This is a genomic window from Streptomyces sp. NPDC004788 (genome assembly GCF_053601115.1).
Genome location: NZ_JBSGBF010000004.1, coordinates 1 through 21,575 on the forward strand (window position 1 = coordinate 1; position 21,575 = coordinate 21,575).

Here is a 21,575-nt window from a genome sequence, read left to right on the forward strand (position 1 = left end):
GTCGCGGACGTCCGCGACGCGGAGGCGCGTCAGATCGAGAGACCTTCCCCGGTCAGGAGACGGCGCAGTTGGCGACCGAGCTGCGGACCCGGTCGCCGGTCGAGAAGTGCCTGACCTTGCACTTGTTGACGCCCAGCCCGCCGTCGACCTGGGCGTATCCCGGTCCGATCACCAGCTGGGTGTCACCCTGGCCGCGGATCGTGTCGTTGCCGGGGCCGCCCATGATGACGCCGGACGACTCGTCGCCGACGGACTTCGGCTCGATGGTGTCGTTCCCGCTGCCGCCGAGCACCCGGCCGCCGAGGTCCACCCGGCTGGTGCGGATGACGTCGTCGTCGTCGTTGCCGAGGACCTGGCCGCCGCCGCGCTCGTACTCGCCCGGCTGGCCCATCACGCTGCCCGTCGTGATGGTGTCGTTGCCGTGGTCCCCGTAGACCGTCGCGCCGTGCTCCGCCGATCCGACGACCAGCGCGGTGGTGATCATGTCGTTGCCGGCGCCGCCGCGGACCGACGACTCGCCGTTGCGCGGGTAGAGGTTGTTGACCTGGATGATGTCGTCGCCGTCGCCGCCGAGCACCTGGGAGTCGATGATCATGCCCTTGACGCGGATGTTGTCGGTGCCGCCGCCGCCGTAGATGATCACGTTCACGACGTCGTTCTCGCAGAGGATCGTGTCGTTGCCCGACGTGCCGTACACGTTTCCGGGTGGGGCCTCGACCCCGTTGACGAAGCACCAGTGCGAGGGCAGGGGATCCGCGGCCGCCTGGGCGGGGGAGGCGGCCAGCGACGCCGTCATGACGACGGACGTGGCGGCGGCGTGCAGGGTGAGACGGACGACGCGGTTCGTGCGTGGCATGGAGAACTCCAGTAGTGGAGGGGGGCCCGGCCTGTGCAGTGTGAACCGGATAAACCGGATAAATGGGGGCGCCGCGCCGGAGCGCGGGCCCCCCGTACTCCGTACGCAGGGGCATGCGCGTGCCGAGCCGCGCCTGCCGAGGCGTCCATCCCCAGGACTTCGCCGCGCGCCACCCCCCACACCGACGACTGCCCTGGGTGTGGCCGGCCGGCCACACCCAGGGAAACCCCTCAGCCCTCGTCGACCGCCGCCCGGATCAGGTTCGCGAGGTCCACCGCGCTCGTGTCCTCCGCGCCCGCGGCCAGGCGGCTGCGGGTGAAGGCGAAGGAGAGGCCGCGGCTCGGGTCGGCGAAGGCGATGCTGCCGCCGCTGCCGTTGTGGCCGAAGGCGGTGGGCTCGCCGCCCATCGGGGGCAGGTCCATGAAGTAGCCGAGGCCCTTGGCGACGGGCGCGCCCAGGATGCGGTCCGGTTCGCGGGTCTGGACCTTGAGGAGGAGGGGCAGGCGCTCGGCCGGGAGGAGGCGGACGCCGTCGACCTCGGCGAGCAGGGACGCGTACATGCGGGCCGCGGCGCGGGCGGTGAGGGTGGCGCCGGCCGGGGCGTCGGCGCGGAGGTAGTCGGGGCGGTTGGCCAGACGGGCGGTGGGCCGCACGTCCGCGTTGGGCAGGGCGAGGAAGAACGGGGCGGCCGCGGGGATGCCGTCGAGCATCTCCTCCCAGGTGCCCGCCTGGAGGGGGACGACGCGGCCCGCGTGCTCGTCGGGCACTCCGTAGAAGAGGGAGTCCGCGATGCCGAGCGGGTCGGTGACGTGACGGCGCAGCGCCTCGGAGACGCCGAGCCCGGTCACCCGGCGCACCAGCTCGCCGAGGATCCAGCCGAAGGTCCAGCCGTGGTACCCGGTGGCCGTGCCCGGCTCCCACAGCGGCTCCTGCGCGGCGATCACGGCGCAGATGCCGTCCCAGTCGAACAGCTCCTCCGCCGTGATCGCCGGCGGCAGCTGCGGCACGCCCGTGCGGTGGGTCAGCGCGTCGCGGACGGTGGCGCGGTCCTTGCCGTGGGCGCCGAACTCCGGCCAGTAGTGGGCAACGGGCGTGTCGTAGTCGAGCAGGCCGCGCTCGACGAGGACGTGGACCAGCGTCGCCGTGACGCCCTTGCCGGTGGAGTAGCTGTGGAACAGGGAGTCGGAGTCCACCCCCCGGCCGGCGGCCCCCTCGCCCGCGTACGCGTCGACGATCAGTTCCCCGTGCCGGTACGCGGCCACCTGCACGGCCGACTCCCGGCCGGAGTCGACCAGCCGCCGGACCATGTCCTCGACGCGTGCCTGTATGTCCGCCATCAGTTCCCCCTTGCGAGCACTTCGCGTGCGATGTGTGTTTCTCGTCTCACGGGGCACAATGCCACGTCCGGTTCCGGGGGTCACACCTGAGAGAATGATGAGCATGGCCTCTGACCGACCCCGTGTGCTTTCCGGAATCCAGCCCACCGCAGGCTCGTTCCACCTCGGCAACTACCTCGGCGCGGTGCGCCAGTGGGTCGCGCTGCAGGAGTCCCACGACGCCTTCTACATGGTGGTGGACCTGCACGCGATCACGGTTCCGCAGGACCCCGCGGAACTGCGCGCCAACACCCGGCTCGCCGCCGCCCAGCTGCTCGCCGCCGGCCTCGACCCGGAGCGGTGCACCCTCTTCATCCAGAGCCACGTGCCCGAGCACGCCCAGCTCGGCTGGGTCATGAACTGCCTCACCGGCTTCGGCGAGGCGTCCCGCATGACGCAGTTCAAGGACAAGTCCGCCAAGCAGGGCGCCGACCGCGCCACCGTCGGCCTCTTCACGTACCCGGTCCTCCAGGTCGCCGACATCCTGCTGTACCAGGCGGACGAGGTCCCGGTCGGCGAGGACCAGCGCCAGCACATCGAGCTGACCCGCGACCTCGCGGAGCGCTTCAACGGGCGCTTCGGAGAGACGTTCACGATCCCGTCGCCGTACATCCTCAAGGAGACGGGGAAGATCTACGACCTCCAGGACCCGTCGATCAAGATGAGCAAGTCGGCGTCCACGCCGAAGGGTCTGATCAACCTCCTCGACGACCCGAAGGCGACCGCGAAGAAGGTGAAGAGCGCGGTCACCGACACCGACACGGTGATCCGCTTCGACCCGGAGAACAAGGCCGGCGTCTCCAACCTGCTCGGCATCATGTCCGTGCTCACCGGCACGTCGGTCGCCGACCTGGAGAAGAGCTACGAGGGCAAGATGTACGGCGCCCTCAAGACCGACCTCGCCGAGGTCATGGTGGACTTCGTCACCCCGTTCCGGACCCGCACCAACGAGTACCTGGACGACCCGGAGACCCTGGACGCCGTGCTCGCCAAGGGCGCGGAGAAGGCCCGGGCGGTCGCGGCGGAGACGCTGGCGCAGGCGTACGACAAGATCGGTTTCCTGCCCGCCAAGCACTGACTCCCGGAAGGCTGGCCGAAACGGTGGTGCAGGCCGCACACTGGCGCCTGCACCACCTGTACACATATCGACGCATCGACGGATCGACGGAGGAGAACGACGTGGGGACCGTAACGCTCGGCGTTTCGATCGCGGTCCCGGAGCCTCACGGCAGCCTGCTCCAGGAGCGGCGCGCGGGCTTCGGGGATCCCGCCGCGCACGGCATCCCGACCCACGTCACCCTGCTCCCGCCCACCGAGGTCGACGCGGACCGGCTGCCGGAGATCGAGGCGCACCTCGCCGCGATCGCCGCGGTCAGCGAGCCGTTCGCGATGCGCCTCGACGGCACCGGCACCTTCCGTCCGCTCTCCCCGGTCGTCTTCGTGAAGCTCGTCGAGGGCGCCACCGGCTGCGACCTGCTCCAGGAGCGCATCCGGGACGCCGCCGGACCCGTACCGCGCGAGCTGCAGTTCCCGTACCACCCGCACGTCACCGTCGCGCACGGCATCCCGGACGAGGCGATGGACCGCGCCTTCGAGGAGCTGGCCGGTTACGCGGCGGAGTGGACCTGCCGCTCCTTCGCGCTGTACGAGCAGGGCGCCGACGAGGTGTGGCGCAAGCTGTACGACTACGAGTTCGGCAGCGGCCGTACGGTCCCGGCGCCGGCCGTGCCCCCGGCCACGATCACCGCCGTACCGGCGCAGGGCGGCAGCCCGGTCGACGAGCCGACTCCCACGGTCTAGCCGGAGTCACACCGGCAGGCGCCGGTTCGACTCCCACGGTCTGGCCGGAGTCACACCGGCAGGCGCCGGAACAGCGGCCGTGGCACATGCCGCAGCGCCGACATCACCACCCGCAGCGCGCCCGGCACCCACACCGTCTCCGAGCGGCGCCGCAGCCCCAGCTCGATCGCCGTGGCGACCGCCTCCGGCGTGGTCGCGAGCGGCGCCTCCGCGAGACCCTCGGTCATCTTCGAGCGCACGAACCCGGGCCGCACCACCATCACGTGCACGCCCGTGCCGTGCAGCGCGTCCCCCAGCCCCTGCGCGAAGGCGTCGAGCCCGGCCTTGGACGAGCCGTAGATGAAGTTGGCCCGGCGGGCCCGCTCGCCGGCCACCGACGACAGCACCACCAGCGAGCCGTGCCCCTGCGCCTGGAGGGCCTGGGCGCAGACCAGGCCGGCCGAGACGGCGCCGGTGTAGTTGGTCTGGGCGACCCGGACGGCGGCGAGCGGGGCGGCCTCGTCGCGCGTCTGGTCCCCGAGGACGCCGAAGGCCAGCAGGACGAGGTCGATGTCGCCCTCGGCGAAGAGCTTCCCGAGCCGCTCCTCGTGGGTCTCGGTGTCCAGGGCGTCGAAGGGCACGGTGCGCACGTCGGCGCCGAGCGCGCGCAGCGACTCGGCGGCCTCGTCGAGGGCGGGGGAGGGGCGGCCGGCCAGCCACACCGTGCGGGTGCGGCGGGCGATCAGACGGCGGGCCGTGGCGAGGCCGATCTCGGAGGTGCCGCCGAGAACGAGCAGGGACTGGGGCGCGCCGAAGGCGTCCTTCATGGCGTTCACGCTCCTCATAGGGCGAGACGGCGGGCCAGGTCCGAGACGAAGACCGACCCCGGGTCGATACGGGCCCGCAGCTCGCGGAAGTCGTCGAGCCTCGGGTACATCGTGGCCAGCGCCTCGGGCCGCAGCCGCGAGTCCTTGGCGAGGTAGACCCGGCCGCCGGCCGCGGCGACCTCCTCGTCCAGCTCGTCGAGGAAGGCGCTGAGGCCGCTCAGCGAGGCCGGGATGTCGAGGGCGAGGGTCCAGCCGGGCAGTGGGAAGGACAGCCAGCCGGGGTCGGCCTCGCCGAAGCGCTTGAGGACGGCGAGGAAGGACGGGCAGCCGCGGGTCGCGATGCGCCGCACGACCCGGCGCAGGGTCTCCTCCTGGCCGTGGCCGACGACGAACTGGTACTGCACGAAGCCGCCGCGCCCGTACACCCGGTTCCAGTGCGGGACGCCGTCGAGGGGGTGGAAGAACGCGGGGAGCCGCTGGAGCCGGCCGGTGGCGCGGCGCGGGGCCCTGCGGTACCAGAGCTCGTTGAAGAGGCCGACGCTCGTGCGGCCGAGCAGCCCCTCGGGGACGTACGCGGGGGCCGCCGGCAGCCGCCCGGGGCGGAAGGCGAGGGGCTCGCGGCGGGCCCGGCGTTCGCGGACGGGCAGCGCGTCGTACGGGGCGTGGTCGCCGCGGGTGAGGACGGCGCGGCCGGTGGCGGCGCCGCGGGCGAGGAGGTCGATCCAGGCCACGGAGTAGCGGTAGCGGTGGTCGGTCGCGGTGAGCCGGGCCATCAGGTCGTCGAGGTCGGTGGCGCGTTCGGTGTCGACGCACATCAGGGAGGTCTCGACGGGCAGCAGGCGCAGGGTGACGGAGAGGATCACGCCGGTCAGGCCCATGCCGCCGGTGGTGGCGTCGAAGAGCGGGGTGCCGGGCAGGACGGTGTGCACCTGGCCGTCGGCGGTGAGCAGGTCGAGGGAGACGACGTGCCGGGAGAAGGAGCCGGAGACGTGGTGGTTCTTGCCGTGGATGTCGGCGCCGACGGCCCCGCCGACCGTGACGTAACGGGTGCCGGGGGTGACCGGAACGAACCAGCCGAGCGGCAGCAGCACCTCCATCAGGTGGTGCAGGCTGACGCCCGCGTCGCAGACGACGAGCCCGGCCTCGGCGTCGACGGCGCGGATCCGGGCGAGGCCGGTCATGTCGAGGACGGCGCCGCCGGCGTTCTGCGCGGCGTCTCCGTAGGCCCGGCCGAGACCGCGCGCGATCGAGCCGCGCGAGCCCGGGGCGCCGTACGCGCGGACGGCCGCGGCGGCCTCCTCGTACGTCCGGGGACGGATCACGTACGCGAGGGTGGGGGCGGTGCGACCCCAGCCGGTGAGGGTGTCGATGTCCGTCACGACGTCGGTCTCGGCTGCCATGGAGGTGACCGTATAGCCGCGAGTGTCGCTTATGCCGGGATTGGCGGGCGGTTCGTCGAAATGGGTGATTAAACGAGTGTCAGGAAAGCGACCCGGCCCGTAGGTCACCTCGGCGCGTCAGAGTCGCCCGTGGCTGTCGGTGAACCGGGGAGGCGGGCGAGGAGCATGCGATACGGGGACGGTGACCGGAGCCGGGTCGGTGACCGGGGTCGGGTCGGTGACCGGGGTCGGGGCGGGGATGGTGACCGGGGCCGGGACGGGGTCGGTCACCGGGCCGGTGACGGTTCCCACGACTGGGCCCGGGGATGGGCCCGGGACCGGCCCCAGGGGTGGGCCGCGGCCGACCACCGGCTGCTCGCCGCGCTGCGCGCCCACGGGCGCCGCCCCGCCGTGGCCGGCGCCGCCCGCGCGCTCTCGGCCGCCGGCGAACACGCGGCGCTCTGGCTGGCCACCGGCCTGACCGCCGCCGCCCTCGACCCGCCGCGCCGCGCCGGCTGGCTGCACGGCACCGCCCTGGTCGCCGCCGCGCATCTGACGGGCATGGGAGTCAAGCGGGTGGTGCGGCGCCCGAGGCCGCGCCCCGAGACGTACGCGCCGCTCGTCCGCACCGCCGGCCGGCACTCCTTCCCCAGCTGCCACGCCTGCTCCGCCGCCGCGGCCGCCGTCGCCTTCACCGCCCTGCACCCGCCGGCCCGGCACCTCGCCGTCCCGGCCGCCGCCGCGATGTGCCTCGCCCGGCTCGTCGCCGGGGTCCACTACCCGACCGACGTCGCCGCCGGAGCCCTGCTCGGCGCGGCCGCCGCGGCCGTGGGCCGCGGCCGGCTCCGCGCCGTCACCGAGAGGGGACGACCGTGACCGATCCCGTGGCCCTGCTCACCGCGGCCACCCGGCCGTCGGCCCCGCCCCCGCTGCCCGTCCGGCGCCGGACGTTCGCGGTCGCGGTCGGGCTGGTGCGCACCGCGCGGCCGCGTCAGTGGGTCAAGAACGCGCTCGTCGTCGCCGCGCCCGTCGCCGCCGGGCGGATCGGCTCCTGGTCCGGCGCGGTCCGACTCGCCCTGGTCTTCGCGCTGTTCACGGCCGCCGCCTCCGCCGTCTACCTGGTCAACGACGCCCGCGACGCCGAGGCGGACCGCGCCCACCCCGTCAAACGGCACCGGCCGGTCGCCGCCGGACTCGTCCCCGTACCGCTGGCGTACGCCGTCGGCGGGGCGCTCGGGCTCGGCGCGGCCGCGCTCGGCGCGACGCTGTGCAACCCGATGACGGCGCTGCTCGTCGCCGCCTACCTGGCGATGCAACTCGCCTACTGCGTACGCCTGAAACACGTCCTGGTCGTCGACCTCGCCGTCGTCACGACCGGCTTCCTGATGCGGGCGATGAGCGGCGGGATCGCGCTCGGGATCCCGCTCTCGCGCTGGTTCCTCATCACCACCGGCTTCGGCGCCCTCTTCATGGTGGCGGCGAAACGCTACTCCGAGGCCGTGCAGATGGCGGCCGCCGAGGGTGCGACCCGCGCGCTGCTCACCCAGTACACCACCGGATACCTGCGCTTCGTCTGGCAGTTGGCGGCCGGCGTCGCCGTGCTCGGCTACTGCCTGTGGGCCCTGGAGAGCGGCGGTGTGGCCGGCGGCTCGCTGCTGCCGTGGCGTCAGCTCTCCGTCGTCGCCTTCGTGCTCGCCGTGCTCCGTTACGCCGTCTTCGCCGACCGCGGTACGGCGGGCGAGCCGGAGGACGTCGTGCTGCGCGACCGGCCGCTCGCGGTCATCGGGCTGGTGTGGGCGGCGATGTACGGCATGGCGGTCGCGGACCTGTGAGGTGCTGGGGGACGGGCGCCGGGTCTGCGATTCTGGGTTCCGACGCCCGTGACCGCCCGTGCCCGCGCGTGACCGCCCGTGCCTGACCACCTGAGGAGAACGCGTACGCCATGGACTGGCTGACCAAGCTCCCCGTCGTCGGCCCCTGGGTCGTCCGCTTCATGCGCACCCACGCCTGGCACGCTTACGAACGCCTCGACGAGGTGCACTGGGCCCGGCTCGCCGCCGCCATCACCTTCATCAGCTTCCTCTCCCTCTTCCCGCTGATCACGGTCGCCGCCGCGATCGGCGCCGCGCTGCTCACCCCGGAGCAGCTGCACAAGATCGAGGCGAAGCTCGCCGACCAGGTACCCGGCATCTCCGACCAGTTGGACATCGGCGGCCTCGTCGCCAACGCGGCCACCGTCGGGCTCGTCGCCGGTGCCGTGCTGCTCTTCACGGGCATCAGCTGGATCGGGTCCATGCGCGAGTGCCTGCGCGCCGTCTGGCGCCTCGACGACGTCGACGAGGGGAACCCGTTCGCCCGCAAGGGCAAGGACGCGCTCGTGCTGCTCGGCCTCGGCGGGGTCATGGTCTGCTCGCTGGCCGCGTCCTGGCTCGGCTCCACCGCCGTCGGCTGGAGCGCCGACCGGATCGGGCTCTCGCACAGCGGCGCCGAGGGGATCCTGCTCCAGGTCGCCGCCGTCCTGGTGGCCGTCGTCGCCGACTTCCTGATCCTGTCGTACGTGCTGACGCTGCTGCCCGGCGTCGAGCCGCAGCGCCGCGACGTCGTGGTCGCGGCGCTCATGGGCGCGGTCGGCTTCGAGCTGCTCAAGCTGCTGCTCGGCGGCTATATAAGGGGCGTCGCGGCGAAGTCGATGTACGGGGCGTTCGGCGTGCCGGTCGCCCTGCTGCTGTGGATCAACATCTCCACGAAGCTGCTGCTGTTCTGCGCGGCCTGGACGGCGACGGGCCGGGGGGTCAGCGACTCGGGTTCTCCTCCACCGGAGGAGCCGTCGGCTCCGTCCGGTCCGTCGGGGAAGTCGTCGGAGAAGCCTCGTCCGTCGGAGAAGTCGTCGGAGAAGCCCCGACCATCGGGGACGTCGTCGAAGAAGCCGGCTCAGGACGGGGGCGACGCGCCGAAGCCCCCAGCGGCCAGCGCCGGTTGACCAGGAACACGGCACCCGCCAGCAGCACCATCGCGCCGCCGGCGATGGCGAGGGCGATGCCCACGCCGCCCGACCGCTCCTGCACGGCGGCCGCGTGCGCGGTGTCGGCCGGGGCGTTCTTGCCGGGGGCGGGCGTGCTGCCCGCGCTGGTGCCGGCCGCCGGGGTCGCGAGGACCGACCGCGGCGCCACGAGCTCGCCGACCGGCGTCACCTTGCCGGTCGCCGCGAAGCCCCAGTCGAGCAGCCGCGCGGTCTCCTTGTAGACGGCGTGCTGCTCCTTCGACGACGGGTTCATGACCGTGACGAGGAGCACCTTGCCGTTGCGCTCCGCGACACCCGTGAAGGTCGCCCCGGCGTGCGTGGTGTTGCCGTTCTTGACCCCGGCGATGCCCTGGTACGGCGCGACCCCGATGTCGCCGGTCAGCAGCCGGTTGGTGTTCTGGATCTCGAAGGTCGGGCGCTTCTTGTCGCCGGGCTTCTGCTCGCCGGGGAAGGCGGCCCGCGCGGTCGAGCAGTACTCGCGGAAGTCCGCCTTCTGCATGCCGCTGCGGGCGATGAGCGTCAGGTCGTACGCCGAGGAGACCTGGCCCGGCTCGTCGTAGCCGTCCGGGGACTTGACGTGGGTGTCGAGGGCCTGCAGGTCCTCGGCGTGCGCCTGCATGTCCGCGACGGTCTGCCCGACGCCGTTGTTCATGGCGGACAGGACGTGCACGGCGTCGTTGCCGGAGCGCAGGAAGACGCCCAGCCACAGGTCGTGGACGCTGTAGGTCTGCTTCTCCTTGATGCCGACCAGGCTGGAGCCCGCGCCCATGCCGGCCAGGTCGGTGGCGGCCACCGTGTGGTTGAGCGTCTTCGGGAACTTCGGCAGCAGGGTGTCCGCGAACAGCATCTTCAGCGTCGACGCCGGGGCCAGCGGCCAGTGCGCGTTGTGCGCCGCGAGGACCTGGCCGGTCTCCGCGTCCGCCACGATCCACGAACGGGCGCTGAGCTCCTTCGGCAGCACCGGCGCGCCCGGCAGCAGCTGCACCTGGGTGCCGGGCTGGGCGAGCAGAGCGCCGCCGACGCCCGACATCCGGGCCGGCGGCTGGGGCTGCGGGGCCTTGTCGTCCGCGTGCGCGGGAGCGGCGGCGAGGAGGGGGAGCAGGGTGGCGGCGGCGGTCGCCGCAAGGGCGGCCTTCGCGGTCATCTTCGAAGGGGACACGATCGAGAACGTACATGCCCGCAAGCGCGTTCCGAACCCCGCGGGGCGGTTGGTGCCCGCTCGTCCACCCGTCCGCAGGGGCGTCGGCGGGGCCTTTGGCGCGGGTGGTGATACTGGGGCCATGAAGCTCAGCCGCCCCGTCTCCTGGTTCCTGCTCGCGTTCGGCGTCTGGAGCTGGTTCATTTGGGTAACTTTCGTGAAAAATCTCTGGCACGACGCGAGCGGGCTCGCCTTCGACGACGCCGGCGATCCGACGGCCTACTTCTGGGTGCACCTGATGCTGGCCGTCACGTCCTTTGTTCTGGGGACGGTGATCGGCGTGATCGGGTTGCGTGGCGTGCGCGCCCTCACGCGCGAGCGGAGGTAGCGCGGGATGCTCCTCGTGGTGGTCCTGCTCCTGCTGGTCCTCGCCGTCCTCGGCGCGGTCCACTGGTACGTGTGGCGGCGCCTGGTGCGCGACGTCACGGCGCCCGGCGGCACGCCCCGCCGCCTCGGCACGGCCGCCGTGATCGTGCTGCCGCTCCTCTCGGTCGCGGCCCTGGTCACCGGCCGCGCCGACGCGCCCTTCCTGCTCCAGAAGGCCACCGCCTGGCCGGGCTTCCTGTGGCTCGCGGTGCTGCTCTACGTGGTGCTCGCGCTGGTGGTGACCGAACCGCTGCGGCCGCTGCTGCGCAGGGCCCTGGCGCGGCGTGCGGCGGCGGTCGCGGCCGCCGCCGCCACCGGGGACCGGGGCGCCGTCTCCGTACCGGCTGACGCCCCGTCCGTCCCGGCCGACGCCTCCGCTCCGTCCGTCCCGGCCGACGCCCCCGCTCCGTCCGTCCCGTCCGCCCCGGCCGAGGCCCCCGCTCCGTCCGTCCCGTCCGCACCGGCCGTCGGCGGCGCCCCCGACCTCTCCCGCCGTCTCCTCGTCAACCGGCTCGTCTCCGGCACCGCCGCCGCCGTCGCCCTCGGGACCGTCGGCTACGGGACGTACGGGGTGCTGCGCGGGCCCCGGGTGAAGCGGGTGACCGTGCCGCTGGCCAAGCTGCCGCGGGCGGCGCACGGCTACCGCATCGCGGTGGTGTCGGACATCCACCTCGGGCCGATCCTGGGGCGCGCCCACACCCAGCGGATCGTCGACACGATCAACGCCACCCAGCCCGATCTCGTCGCCGTCGTCGGCGACCTGGTCGACGGCACCGTCGCCAACCTGGGCCCGGCCGCCGAGCCCCTCGCGCGGCTCCGGGCGCGCGACGGCGCGTTCTTCGTGACGGGCAACCACGAGTACTTCTCCGGCGCCGACGCCTGGGTCGAGCACGTCCGCGAACTCGGCCTGCACCCGCTGCGCAACGCCCGCGTGGAGATCGGCGCCGGCTTCGACCTCGCGGGCGTGGACGACGTGGCGGGCGAGAGCATCGGCGAGGGGCCCGACTTCGCCAAGGCCCTCGGGGACCGGGACCGGTCGCGTACCGCCGTGCTGCTCGCGCACCAGCCGATCGTCATCGACGACGCCGTACGCCACGGGGTCGACCTCCAGCTGTCCGGCCACACCCACGGCGGCCAGCTCTGGCCCGGCAACTACCTCGCGGAGCTCGCCAACCCGACCGTCGCGGGCCTGGAGCGCTACGGCGACACCCAGCTGTACGTGTCGCGCGGCGCGGGCGCGTGGGGGCCGCCCGTACGGGTCGGCGCGCCCTCGGACATCACGATCGTGCAGCTGGCTTCCCGTCAGGCGTGAGGCGGTGAACAGTACGCATCCGGTGTGACGCAGCGCGCCGTACCGGGTACGTACTGTTCAGTCACCCGAAATCCCTGAAATCCCTTATCCCTGGACATATACGTGCCCTGTGAAGGTTTACTCTTCCACTTGTGTGGGGCGTGTGATTGGGTGTCGCCATCGCGGCCGCGTGAATGCCGCCGCGGTAGCGGGGTGGGCACGAAAAAAGGGAAGCACGTCTCATGCGGTCGACGGTCCGTCTGCGCATATTGATCATTTGTGGAGTTGTTCTCGCGGCCGGAATCGGCGGCTGGCAATTCCTCCCCTCCGACGAGGATCGGACCGACCCGATCGCCGTCGGCACGACGGACGAGGTCACCTCGCTGGATCCCGCGGGCGCCTACGACGCCGGTTCCTGGGCGATCTACAGCAACATCTACCAGTCGCTGCTGACCTTCAAGCCGGGCTTCGTCACCCCGGTCCCGGACGCGGCCCAGAACTGCCACTTCATCGGCACGAAGCTGACCACGTACGAGTGCACGCTCCGCGACGACCTGACTTTCTCCAACGGTCACAAGATCACCGGCGAGGACGTTCGCTATTCGTTCGAGCGAATGCTCGCGATCAAGGCGGACGTCGGCCCCGCGCCGCTCTTCCCGACCCTGAAGAACGTCGAGGCCGAGGGCCAGAAGGTCACCTTCCACCTCAACGCCCGGGACGCCACCTTCCCGTTGAAGATCGCTACCGGCGCCGGCGCGATCGTCGACCACACCGCCTATCCGGCGAAGGCACTGCGCGCGGGCAACGCCGTGGACGGCTCGGGTCCGTACGTCCTCAAGGAGTACGTGGCGGGCGTGTCGGCCCGTCTGGAGCCCAACCCCAACTACCGGGGCGCCGTCACCAAGACCGGCCACACGGTCATCGTGAAGTACTTCAAGGAGTCCGAGCAGCTCGCCGACGCCTGGAAGAACAAGCAGGTGCAGGTGACGCACCGGCAGATGCCGCCGGCGTTCCTCAACGCGCTCGGCGACGAGACGAAGGACGGCACCCGGATCACGGAGGCGGCCAGCGCCGAGATCCGCAACCTCAACTTCAACACCCGCTCCGGCTCGGTGATGTCGAAGAGGGCGGTCCGCCAGGCCGTCGCCGCGGTCATCGACCGCCCGGCCATCGCCACCGGCCCCTACCAGGGCACGGTCGAGCCGCTGTACTCCCTGATCCCGCAGGGCTTCGTCGGCCACAGCACGCCCTTCTACGACACCGACCCGGAGCCGGACGCCGCCAAGGCCAAGCGCCTGCTGCGCGAGGCGGGCGTCAGCACCCCGGTGTCGTTCACGCTCGGCCACCGCAAGGACGCCACGTACGACGCCGAGGCCGCTGAGCTGAAGAAGCAGCTGGAGGCGACCGGGCTGTTCAAGGTGACGGTCAAGTCGGTGGACTGGCAGGACTTCCAGAAGGAGTACGCGGCGGGCAAGTTCGACGCCTACCCGATCGGCTGGTTCCCCGACTTCGCCGACTCCGACAACTTCACCGCCCCGCTCGTCGGCACGGGCAACGCGCTGCACAGCGGTTACTCCAGCAAGACGGTCGACAACCTGATCGCCTCGACGCAGCAGTACAGCGACCGCGGCCGCGCGGCCGCCGACTTCGAGTCCATCCAGTCCGAGGTCGCCAAGGACGTGCCGCTGGTGCCGCTGTGGCAGAAGAAGGACTACGTGCTGTCGACGGAGGCCGTCGCCGGATCGCAGTACCTGACGGACGGTACGGGCATCTGGCGCCTCTGGGAACTCAGCTGGATCTGATCCGGCGCACGTGAGAGGGGCCCCGATCCGGGGCCCCTTTCACGTGTCTCGGGCCGGCTGTCTCGGGCCGGCTGCCTCGGAGCGCGTGCCTCAGGACTTGCGGGTGGGCCGCTTGGGCTTGCCCGAGGCCGCCATCCCCGCCGCCGTCGGCATGAAGTCGGCGAGCAGCTCGTGGGTCTCCTTCACCAGCGGGCGCAGGATCCGGAAGCGGGACAGCGAGATGGCCCGCGCGGTCACCGGCGCGAGGCGCTCCACCAGACGCCGGCTGTTGGCGGCGTCCTCCGAGCGGTCGTACACCCAGAACAGCACCAGGCCCATCTGCTGGAGCCAGAGCAGCCGCGGCAGCGCCTCCCTGAGCTCGGGGTCGACCTTCACCGAGGAGCCGGCGATGACCCGCCGGTGCACGTCGATCACCGCCTCGCGCGGGCCCTCCGACTCGGGCGAGAAGGGGCTGAGCGGGCTCCTCGGGTCGGCGGCGTTCTTGAAGAACTGGGCGGCGAACTCGTGGTAGGGCGCGGCGATGTCGAGCCAGGCGAGCAGCACCCCGCGGATCCGGGCCGTCAGGTCCTTCTCGCCGCCCTCCAGGATCGGTTCGACGGCCGCCTGGTGCTCCTCGGCGATCCGGTCGTAGAAGCCCTGGACGAGGTGCTCCTTGGAGGAGAAGTAGTAGTACGCGTTGCCGACCGAGACTCCGGCCTCCTGGGCGATGGCCCGCATCGTGGTCTTGTCGTAGCCGCGCTCCTGGAACAGCCGGAGAGCGGTCTCCAGGATGAGCGCGCGCGTCTGCTCGCTCTTGGGAGCCTTGGCGGCCTTCTCATCCTGCTTCTCGGCGTGCTTCTCTTCCATCGCGTCCTTCACAGGGCCCGAGCCTACTGGGGCGAGCTGTGTGTCCCGTACCGCCCGCCCCCGGGCGATCTAGGCCGCCTTGAACCTCCGCACCCCCGGCACGAACGCCGTGCCCAGGCAGCAGCCGCCCACCGCCACCGCCGCGGCCACCAGGGCCGGTTCCGGCCCCCAGTGCGCGGTGGCGAGCGGGGCCAGGGCGTAGCCGAGCGGCATCGCGGCCAGGGACAGCAGCCAGTCGTACGAGGTGACCCGGGCCAGCGCGTGCTCGGGCACCGCCCGCTGGACGGCCGTCTCCCAGACCGGGGTCAGGAAGCCGAGGCCCGCCATCGCGATCCCGTACGACCCGATGACGACCGGCCCGGGCGCCCCGTAGGCCAGGAGCAGCAGCGGCAGCGCGTACGTGGCGAGGCCCGTGTTCGCGGCCAGGATCGGGCGCCGGGGGTGGACCCGGTCGGCGAGCAGCGAGCCGAGCAGCAGCCCGATCGCGCCCACCTGGAGGAAGGCCGCCCAGGCGAGCTCGCCGCCGAGCCGCTCCACGGCGATGGCCGGGCCGAGCGTCATCAGGACCGCGGCGGCGCCGTTCCAGGCGCTGTGCCCGACGAGGCTGGTCCAGTACCAGTCCCGGGTGCGGACCTCCTGCCAGCCCTCCTTCAGGTCGGCGAGCACCGACCGCCGGGCCGGGGCCGTGACCCGGGTGACCCGCACCGCGCACAGCAGCGCCGCGCTCACCGCGAAGCTCGCCGAGTCCAGGACGAACGCCCACCCGGGCCCGACCGTCACGATCAGCGTCCCGGCGAGCGCCGGCCCGCCGACCCGGCTCGCGCTGTGCGCCACGGCCATCGCCGCGTTGGCCCGCTGCAGCGCCTCCGTCGGCACCGTGCCCTTGACCAGCGGCGCGGACGTCGGCTGCGCGAACGCCCCGGCCGCGCCCCCGGCCACCCCGGCCGCGGCGATCACCGCGAGCGAGGGCGAAGCCCCCAACAGCTGGATGCCGACGCACAGTTGGCTGACGCAGCGGACCAGGTCCATGGCGAGCGCGACCGTCCGCGCGTCGAATCGGTCGCCGACGACGCCGCCCAGCGGCAGCAGGAGCAGTTTGGGCACCATCGAGCAGGCGAGCACGAGCGCGAGCGCCGAGGTGGAGCCGGTCGCCTTCAGGACGGCGAGGGCGAGGGCGGCGGGTATGAGGGCGTCGCCGACCAGGGAGAGGGTGCGACCGACGAAGAGCAGCCGGAAGGAACGCAGGCGAAGGGGATGCATGACCAGGAGGTTATTTCGGTACCGAATAATTCGTCAACGAAATACTCGGTGCCGAAACACTTGTCGGGTCCGGTCCCGCCCGCCGACGTACGATCACTCCATGGCACCCACCGAGGAGACCCCGCAGGACTGGACCGACGGGCACGTCGCCCGCTGGCAGCCCGTGCTGCCCGACCTCGACCCGCTCGTCGAGGGCGCCGTCACCCGGATGAAGAAGCTCTCCGTCCACCTCCGCCGGGTGCGCGAGCAGTCCCTCGTCGACTTCGACCTCGAACGCCACGAGTTCGACACGCTCCACAAGCTGGCCGGCCGCGGCGGCAGCGCCGCCCCCTCCGACCTCGCCCAGGACCTCGACCTCGCCCCCGCCTCCGTCTCCGGCCGCCTCGACGCCCTGGAGAAGCGCGGCTTCGTCCGCCGCACCCCGTCCACCACCGACCGCCGCCGCGTGATCGTCGAACTCACGGCCTCGGGCCGTGAGACCTGGCTCGGCGCGATGGACGTCCTCGGCCACGAGGAGTACCGCCTCCTCGGCGTCCTCACCCCCGAGGAGCGCGCCACCCTCAACGACCTCCTGCGCCGCGTCATGCTCGCGGCCGAGGAGGGCGTCACGGGCGACCACTGGCACGGCTAGCCCGCCGCCCCGGCGCCGGGCCGCCAAGGAGTCACATGCTCAGCGAGCGGGCGTAGTTGAGCTGGCCCATGACCCAGTGGATGGTGTCCGGGCCGGTCGCCGGGATCATCGTCGCGTGGTGCCGGCCGCCGCTCGTCACCGTGACCTGGATGAAGCCGGTCGTCTGCTTCTCCTTCATCAGCAGGAAGAGCAGGCCCAGCAGGCAGAACAGGAAGAAGACGACCGCGAGCACGACCGCCACCGTCGGCATCTTCTCCTCGGTCCGCGACATGTCCATCGCGTTCCACACCGCGCCCTTCAACGGCATCGGCCCGGCCGGCGTGATGATCTGGTCGCCGACCACCGTGATGTCCCCGAGCGAAAGCACCGGAGCGCCCGCGCCCATGCCCGGCGCGCCCATCGGCAGCTGCGCCGGCACCGGCGGGTACTGCGGCGGCACCGGCGCGCCGGCCGGCTGCTGGCCGCCCGGCCCCCACTCGTAACCCCCGGCAGCCCCGGTGTCCTCGGCCTTGTAAGGGTTCGGCTCGCTCATCAGTCCCCGTCCTCCATCTGCGTACACACGCGAAAGCCCGCCTCTGCACGTCGCAGCGTACAGAAGCGGGCTTTCGCGCAATGACCAGGTGTCAGAAACGACGCGTGATCAGCGCGCGCTTCACTTCCTGGATCGCCTTCGTGACCTCGATGCCACGCGGGCAGGCGTCCGTGCAGTTGAACGTCGTGCGGCAACGCCACACGCCGTCCTTGTCGTTCAGGATCTCCAGGCGCTGCTCGCCGGCCTCGTCACGCGAGTCGAAGATGAAGCGGTGCGCGTTGACGATCGCGGCCGGGCCGAAGTACTGGCCGTCGTTCCAGAAGACCGGGCAGGACGACGTGCACGCGGCGCACAGGATGCACTTGGTGGTGTCGTCGAAGCGCTCGCGGTCCTCGGCGGACTGCAGGCGCTCGCGGGTCGGCTCGTTGCCCTTGGTGACCAGGAACGGCATGACATCCCGGTACGCCTGGAAGAAGGGCTCCATGTCGACCACGAGGTCCTTCATCACCGTGAGGCCCTTGATGGCCTCGACGGTGATCGGCTTCTCGGGGTTGATGTCCTTGATCAGCGTCTTGCAGGCGAGCCTGTTCTTGCCGTTGATCCGCATCGCGTCCGAGCCGCAGATGCCGTGCGCGCAGGAGCGGCGGAAGGTCAGCGTGCCGTCGATGTCCCACTTGATCTTGTGGAGACCGTCGAGCACGCGCTCCTTCGGGTCGATCTCGATCTGGAAGTCCTCCCAGACCGCCGCGTCCGAGACCTCGGGGTTGAAGCGGCGGATCCGGAAGGTGACCGTGATGTACGGGGACGCGGCGGAGTCCTTCTCCACCTTGTCCAGAACGGGGGTAGCCATCAGTACTTACGCTCCATCGGCTGGTAGCGGGTCTGGACGACCGGCTTGTAGTCGAGACGGACGGTCTCGGAGCCGTCCTCGCCGACCTCGCGGTACGCCATGGTGTGGCGCATGAAGTTGACGTCGTCGCGGTTCGGGTAGTCCTCGCGGTAGTGACCGCCGCGGGACTCCTTGCGCGCCAGGGCCGAGACGGCCATGACCTCGGCCAGCTCAAGCAGGTTGCCCAGCTCGATGGCCTCCAGGAGGTCGGTGTTGAAGCGCTTGCCCTTGTCCTGGATGGACACGTTCTTGTAGCGCTCGCGCAGCTCGGCGATCTTCTCGACGGCCGTCTTGATGGTCTGCTCCGTACGGAACACCATCACGTTGGCGTCCATCGTCTCCTGGAGCTCACGGCGCAGGTCGGCGACCCGCTCGTTGCCCGTGGAGTTGCGCAGGTTCTCGATCTGCGCGACGACCATGGCCTCCGGGTTCTCCGGGAGCTCGACGAAGTCGTGCTTGGCGGAGTACTCGGCGGCGGCGATGCCGGAGCGCTTGCCGAAGACGTTGATGTCGAGGAGCGAGTTGGTGCCGAGGCGGTTGGCGCCGTGCACGGAGACACAGGCGACCTCGCCGGCCGCGTACAGGCCCGGGACGACGGTGGTGTTGTCCGAGAGGACCTCACCCTCGACGTTGGTCGGGATGCCGCCCATGGCGTAGTGCGCGGTGGGCTGGATCGGGATCGGGTCCGTGTACGGCTCGATGCCGAGGTACGTACGGGCGAACTCGGTGATGTCCGGGAGCTTGGCGTCCAGCTGCTCCGGCGGCAGGTGCGTCAGGTCCAGGTAGACGTGGTCGCCCTCGGGACCGCAGCCGCGGCCCTCGCGGATCTCCGTGTAGATGGAGCGGGAGACGACGTCACGGGACGCGAGGTCCTTCATGACCGGCGCGTACTTCTCCATGAAGCGCTCGCCGTCCTTGTTGCGGAGGATGCCGCCCTCACCGCGGGCGCCCTCCGTCAGCAGGATGCCCATGCGCCAGATGCCCGTCGGGTGGAACTGGAAGAACTCCATGTCCTCCAGCGGGATGCCACGGCGGTAGCAGGCGGCCTGCCCGTCACCGGTCAGGGTGTGCGCGTTCGACGTCACCTTGAAGAACTTGCCGGTGCCGCCGGAGGCGTAGATGACCGCCTTCGCCTGGAAGACGTGGATCTCGCCGGTGGCCAGCTCGTAGGCGACCACACCGGCGGAGTGCTTGACGCCGTCGACCTCGGTGATCAGCTGGTCCAGGACGTAGAACTCGTTGAAGAACTCCACGCCCTCCTTGACGCAGTTCTGGTACAGCGTCTGGAGGATCATGTGACCGGTGCGGTCCGCGGCGTAGCAGGACCGGCGGACCGGGGCCTCGCCGTGGTTGCGGGAGTGACCGCCGAAGCGGCGCTGGTCGATGGTGCCGTTCGGGGTGCGGTTGAACGGGAGACCCATCTTCTCCAGGTCGAGGACGGCGTCGATGGCCTCCTTCGCCAGGATCTCGGCGGCGTCCTGGTCGACCAGGTAGTCACCGCCCTTGACCGTGTCGAAGGTGTGCCACTCCCAGTTGTCCTCCTCCACGTTGGCGAGCGCGGCGGCCATGCCGCCCTGCGCGGCGCCCGTGTGGGAGCGGGTCGGGTACAGCTTCGTCAGCACGGCGGTGCGGCTGCGCTTCGTCGCCTCGATGGCGGCGCGCATGCCGGCGCCGCCGGCGCCGACGATGACGGTGTCGTACTTGTGGATCTTCATGACGTGGATTACCTCAGCCCCGTGCCTAGCGGATGTTCGGGTCGAAGGTGAAGATCACCAGCGTGCCCAGAAGGATGGTGAACACCGTGGCGGTGTACAGCAGGCCCTTGAGCCACAGGCGCGTGTTGGCGCGCTCCGCGTAGTCGTTGACGACCGTGCGGAGGCCGTTGGCGCCGTGCAGCATGGCGAGCCACAGCATCAGCAGGTCCCAGACCTGCCAGAACGGGGACGCCCAGCGGCCGGCCACGAAGGCGAAGCCGATCTTGGAGACGCCGCCGTCCAGGAAGAGCTGGATCAGCAGGTGGCCGAGGACCAGGACGACGAGGACGACACCCGAGAGGCGCATGAAGAGCCACGCGGCCATCTCGAAGTTGCCCCGGGTCGCCCGGGGGGTCTTGCCGGTGCGCTTGCGGGGGGCCTCGATGTACGGGGCCGGGTTGTCCACGTCGTAGGCAGCGCCCTCGACGGGACCGATGGCGGAAGTGGTGTCAGCAGACATGTCTGGCGTCAGCTCCCGAACAGTTCACGTGCGGCGTGGCCGAGGACGGGGTACAGCGAGCCCGCCATCAGCACGACCCAGATGCCCACGACGGACCAGAGCATCTGCTTCTGGTAGCGCGGGCCCTTGGACCAGAAGTCCACGGCGATGACCCGGAGGCCGTTGAGCGCGTGGAAGAGGATGGCGGCGACGAGGCCGTACTCGAGGAGTGCGACGATCGGCGTCTTGTACGTCGCTACGACGTCGTCGTACGCCTCGGGGGAGACGCGGACGAGAGCGGTGTCCAGCACGTGTACGAACAGGAAGAAGAAGATGAGGACGCCGGTGACTCGATGAGCCACCCAGGACCACATTCCTTCCCGGCCGCGGTACAGCGTTCCAGCCGGCACGGAAATACCCTCCGGGAGCGGGGATCGGGGTCTGCCGGCTTCAGTGTCGGTCTGACCCGGCCGGGTACGGTCCACCGGCCCCGGTCATCGTAGCGACGACTTGTCGGTTCGCTCGCGCGGGGTCCATAGGTGTGATCAAACAGGCACGGACGGGCTATCACCGTGCGCCGAAACAGCCTCATTCAGCCGCATTGCGGACGAACTCACCACGCCAGAATCGAACGTGTGAGCCGGGTGCGGGCCAGTCGGCGCAGTTCCTCGGCGGCGACGACCCGTTCCTCCTCCCTTTCGTTGCCGAGACGTGACCGGATCACCGCGAGCACCCGGTCGAGCCGCTCGCCCGCCGGCACCCCGTCGAGACTGATCACGAAGGCGTGCCCGAACCGGGCCTCGTACGCGGCGAGGGCGGCGCCGAGCGCCGTACGGGCGGCCGGCGGCGCGTCCGGGTGCGGCGGGGCGGGGGTCTCGCGGGCCAGGGCCTCGGTGAGATCGGCGCGCCCGAGGTCGTAACCGGCCTCGTCGGCGGCGGCGAGCAGTGCGTCGAGCGTCGGGTACGGGCGGTGCGCCGTCACCCGTTCGGCCCAGCGACGGCTGCCGCAGCAGTCGAGCAGCAGGGCCTCGGCGGCGGCGGGCGGGGCGGCGTTGAAGCGGGCGAGTCCGCGGTCGGCCGGCCCGCCGTCGACGAGCCCGTCGTGGCGCCCTGCCGGGTGCCGGGGTGCGGCCTGCTGGGCAGGTATGGCGGGGGGTTCCAGGGTCCGGCAGGGGGCGGCGTGGATGTCGCTGGTCAGCGGGGACTCCGGGAGCGTGACGTGGAGGTAGGCGTGGAGGTGCTGCGAGGGAGTGGTGGGGTGGATGTGACTCCACGGTATCGACGGGAAGAGGGAAGTGTCCGACGGATGCGCGAATTTCACCTGGACG

21 protein-coding genes and 1 pseudogene are annotated in these 21,575 nt (G+C 71.6%); 9 read left to right on the forward strand and 13 right to left on the reverse strand.

The window, feature by feature from the left end; translation table 11 throughout:
- Nucleotides 1-52: 52 nt before the first annotated feature.
- Together ACWEJX_RS03085 and ACWEJX_RS03090 are read right to left on the reverse strand one after the other, a co-directional pair.
- The gene (locus ACWEJX_RS03085) at nt 53-856 is read right to left on the reverse strand and encodes a hypothetical protein (protein ID WP_451605793.1); all 804 of its coding nucleotides are present in this window, start codon (nt 854-856) and stop codon (nt 53-55) included.
- Between the two features lie 230 nt (nt 857-1,086).
- The gene (locus ACWEJX_RS03090) at nt 1,087-2,193 is read right to left on the reverse strand and encodes a serine hydrolase domain-containing protein (RefSeq protein WP_451605794.1); all 1,107 of its coding nucleotides are present in this window, start codon (nt 2,191-2,193) and stop codon (nt 1,087-1,089) included.
- Nucleotides 2,194-2,296: 103 nt separating this feature from the next.
- Between ACWEJX_RS03090 and trpS the strand changes: the two genes are divergently transcribed.
- On the forward strand, nt 2,297-3,310 hold the full coding sequence (gene trpS, locus ACWEJX_RS03095; RefSeq protein ID WP_451605795.1) for a tryptophan--tRNA ligase: 1,014 nt from the start codon (nt 2,297-2,299) through the stop codon (nt 3,308-3,310).
- A 101-nt stretch (nt 3,311-3,411) separates the two neighbouring features.
- Nucleotides 3,412-4,032, forward strand: a complete 621-nt coding sequence (locus ACWEJX_RS03100) for a 2'-5' RNA ligase family protein (RefSeq protein ID WP_451605796.1) — start codon at nt 3,412-3,414, stop codon at nt 4,030-4,032.
- Between the two features lie 50 nt (nt 4,033-4,082).
- Here ACWEJX_RS03100 and ACWEJX_RS03105 read toward each other — a convergent pair whose 3' ends face one another.
- Together ACWEJX_RS03105 and ACWEJX_RS03110 are read right to left on the reverse strand one after the other, a co-directional pair.
- The gene (locus ACWEJX_RS03105) at nt 4,083-4,838 is read right to left on the reverse strand and encodes a decaprenylphospho-beta-D-erythro-pentofuranosid-2-ulose 2-reductase (RefSeq protein WP_451605965.1); all 756 of its coding nucleotides are present in this window, start codon (nt 4,836-4,838) and stop codon (nt 4,083-4,085) included.
- A gap of 14 nt (nt 4,839-4,852) precedes the next feature.
- On the reverse strand, nt 4,853-6,238 hold the full coding sequence (locus tag ACWEJX_RS03110) for an FAD-binding oxidoreductase (protein WP_451605797.1): 1,386 nt from the start codon (nt 6,236-6,238) through the stop codon (nt 4,853-4,855).
- 351 nt (nt 6,239-6,589) lie between these two features.
- Between ACWEJX_RS03110 and ACWEJX_RS03115 the strand changes: the two genes are divergently transcribed.
- The 3 genes from ACWEJX_RS03115 to ACWEJX_RS03125 all read left to right on the forward strand — a co-directional run bounded on the left by ACWEJX_RS03115 (nt 6,590) and on the right by ACWEJX_RS03125 (nt 9,197).
- Entirely contained in the window at nt 6,590-7,093 is a 504-nt protein-coding gene (locus tag ACWEJX_RS03115; protein ID WP_451605966.1) for a phosphatase PAP2 family protein, read from the forward strand.
- Nucleotides 7,090-8,049, forward strand: coding sequence for a decaprenyl-phosphate phosphoribosyltransferase (locus ACWEJX_RS03120; RefSeq protein ID WP_451605798.1), 960 nt, complete (start codon nt 7,090-7,092; stop codon nt 8,047-8,049). Before ACWEJX_RS03115 ends, ACWEJX_RS03120 begins: the two co-directional genes overlap by 4 nt.
- A gap of 110 nt (nt 8,050-8,159) precedes the next feature.
- Complete coding sequence (locus tag ACWEJX_RS03125; protein WP_451605799.1) at nt 8,160-9,197, forward strand: YihY/virulence factor BrkB family protein; 1,038 nt, start codon at nt 8,160-8,162, stop codon at nt 9,195-9,197.
- 346 nt (nt 9,198-9,543) lie between these two features.
- Here ACWEJX_RS03125 and ACWEJX_RS03130 read toward each other — a convergent pair.
- Nucleotides 9,544-10,581, reverse strand: a pseudogene (locus ACWEJX_RS03130) (D-alanyl-D-alanine carboxypeptidase); the annotation flags it as partial.
- Between ACWEJX_RS03130 and ACWEJX_RS03135 the strand changes: the two are divergent.
- From ACWEJX_RS03135 to ACWEJX_RS03145, 3 genes are all read left to right on the forward strand, one after another.
- Nucleotides 10,520-10,765, forward strand: a complete 246-nt coding sequence (locus ACWEJX_RS03135; RefSeq protein WP_403795728.1) for an SCO4848 family membrane protein — start codon at nt 10,520-10,522, stop codon at nt 10,763-10,765. The pseudogene ACWEJX_RS03130 and the gene ACWEJX_RS03135 overlap by 62 nt on opposite strands.
- Before the next feature lie 6 nt (nt 10,766-10,771).
- Nucleotides 10,772-12,115: a metallophosphoesterase gene (locus ACWEJX_RS03140; RefSeq protein WP_451605800.1), complete on the forward strand. Its 1,344-nt coding sequence runs from the start codon at nt 10,772-10,774 to the stop codon at nt 12,113-12,115.
- 221 nt (nt 12,116-12,336) lie between these two features.
- On the forward strand, nt 12,337-13,896 hold the full coding sequence (locus ACWEJX_RS03145; RefSeq protein WP_451605801.1) for an ABC transporter substrate-binding protein: 1,560 nt from the start codon (nt 12,337-12,339) through the stop codon (nt 13,894-13,896).
- Nucleotides 13,897-13,986: 90 nt separating this feature from the next.
- Here ACWEJX_RS03145 and ACWEJX_RS03150 read toward each other — a convergent pair whose 3' ends face one another.
- Both ACWEJX_RS03150 and ACWEJX_RS03155 read right to left on the reverse strand, forming a co-directional pair.
- Complete coding sequence (locus tag ACWEJX_RS03150) at nt 13,987-14,742, reverse strand: TetR family transcriptional regulator (protein WP_451605802.1); 756 nt, start codon at nt 14,740-14,742, stop codon at nt 13,987-13,989.
- A 69-nt stretch (nt 14,743-14,811) separates the two neighbouring features.
- The gene (locus tag ACWEJX_RS03155) at nt 14,812-16,002 is read right to left on the reverse strand and encodes an MFS transporter (RefSeq protein WP_451605803.1); all 1,191 of its coding nucleotides are present in this window, start codon (nt 16,000-16,002) and stop codon (nt 14,812-14,814) included.
- A gap of 100 nt (nt 16,003-16,102) precedes the next feature.
- Here ACWEJX_RS03155 and ACWEJX_RS03160 point away from each other — a divergent pair, with 100 nt between their 5' ends.
- A complete protein-coding gene (locus ACWEJX_RS03160) occupies nt 16,103-16,633 on the forward strand; it encodes a MarR family winged helix-turn-helix transcriptional regulator (protein WP_451605804.1) in 531 nt (176 codons plus the stop codon).
- 31 nt (nt 16,634-16,664) lie between these two features.
- Here ACWEJX_RS03160 and ACWEJX_RS03165 read toward each other — a convergent pair whose 3' ends face one another.
- The 6 genes from ACWEJX_RS03165 to ACWEJX_RS03190 all read right to left on the reverse strand — a co-directional run bounded on the left by ACWEJX_RS03165 (nt 16,665) and on the right by ACWEJX_RS03190 (nt 21,568).
- The gene (locus ACWEJX_RS03165; protein WP_451605805.1) at nt 16,665-17,165 is read right to left on the reverse strand and encodes a hypothetical protein; all 501 of its coding nucleotides are present in this window, start codon (nt 17,163-17,165) and stop codon (nt 16,665-16,667) included.
- Nucleotides 17,166-17,256: 91 nt separating this feature from the next.
- Nucleotides 17,257-18,015 (reverse strand): succinate dehydrogenase iron-sulfur subunit, encoded by a 759-nt coding sequence (locus ACWEJX_RS03170; RefSeq protein WP_451605806.1) that lies wholly within the window; start codon nt 18,013-18,015, stop codon nt 17,257-17,259.
- Complete coding sequence (gene sdhA, locus ACWEJX_RS03175; RefSeq protein ID WP_451605807.1) at nt 18,015-19,769, reverse strand: succinate dehydrogenase flavoprotein subunit; 1,755 nt, start codon at nt 19,767-19,769, stop codon at nt 18,015-18,017. The genes ACWEJX_RS03170 and sdhA overlap by 1 nt, the downstream gene beginning before the upstream one ends.
- A gap of 25 nt (nt 19,770-19,794) precedes the next feature.
- Nucleotides 19,795-20,268, reverse strand: coding sequence for a succinate dehydrogenase hydrophobic membrane anchor subunit (locus ACWEJX_RS03180; protein ID WP_403795756.1), 474 nt, complete (start codon nt 20,266-20,268; stop codon nt 19,795-19,797).
- Nucleotides 20,269-20,276: 8 nt separating this feature from the next.
- Nucleotides 20,277-20,657, reverse strand: a complete 381-nt coding sequence (sdhC, locus tag ACWEJX_RS03185; RefSeq protein WP_403795758.1) for a succinate dehydrogenase, cytochrome b556 subunit — start codon at nt 20,655-20,657, stop codon at nt 20,277-20,279.
- A gap of 203 nt (nt 20,658-20,860) precedes the next feature.
- Entirely contained in the window at nt 20,861-21,568 is a 708-nt protein-coding gene (locus ACWEJX_RS03190; RefSeq protein ID WP_451605808.1) for a 2-oxo-4-hydroxy-4-carboxy-5-ureidoimidazoline decarboxylase, read from the reverse strand.
- Between the last annotated feature and the right edge of the window lie 7 nt (nt 21,569-21,575).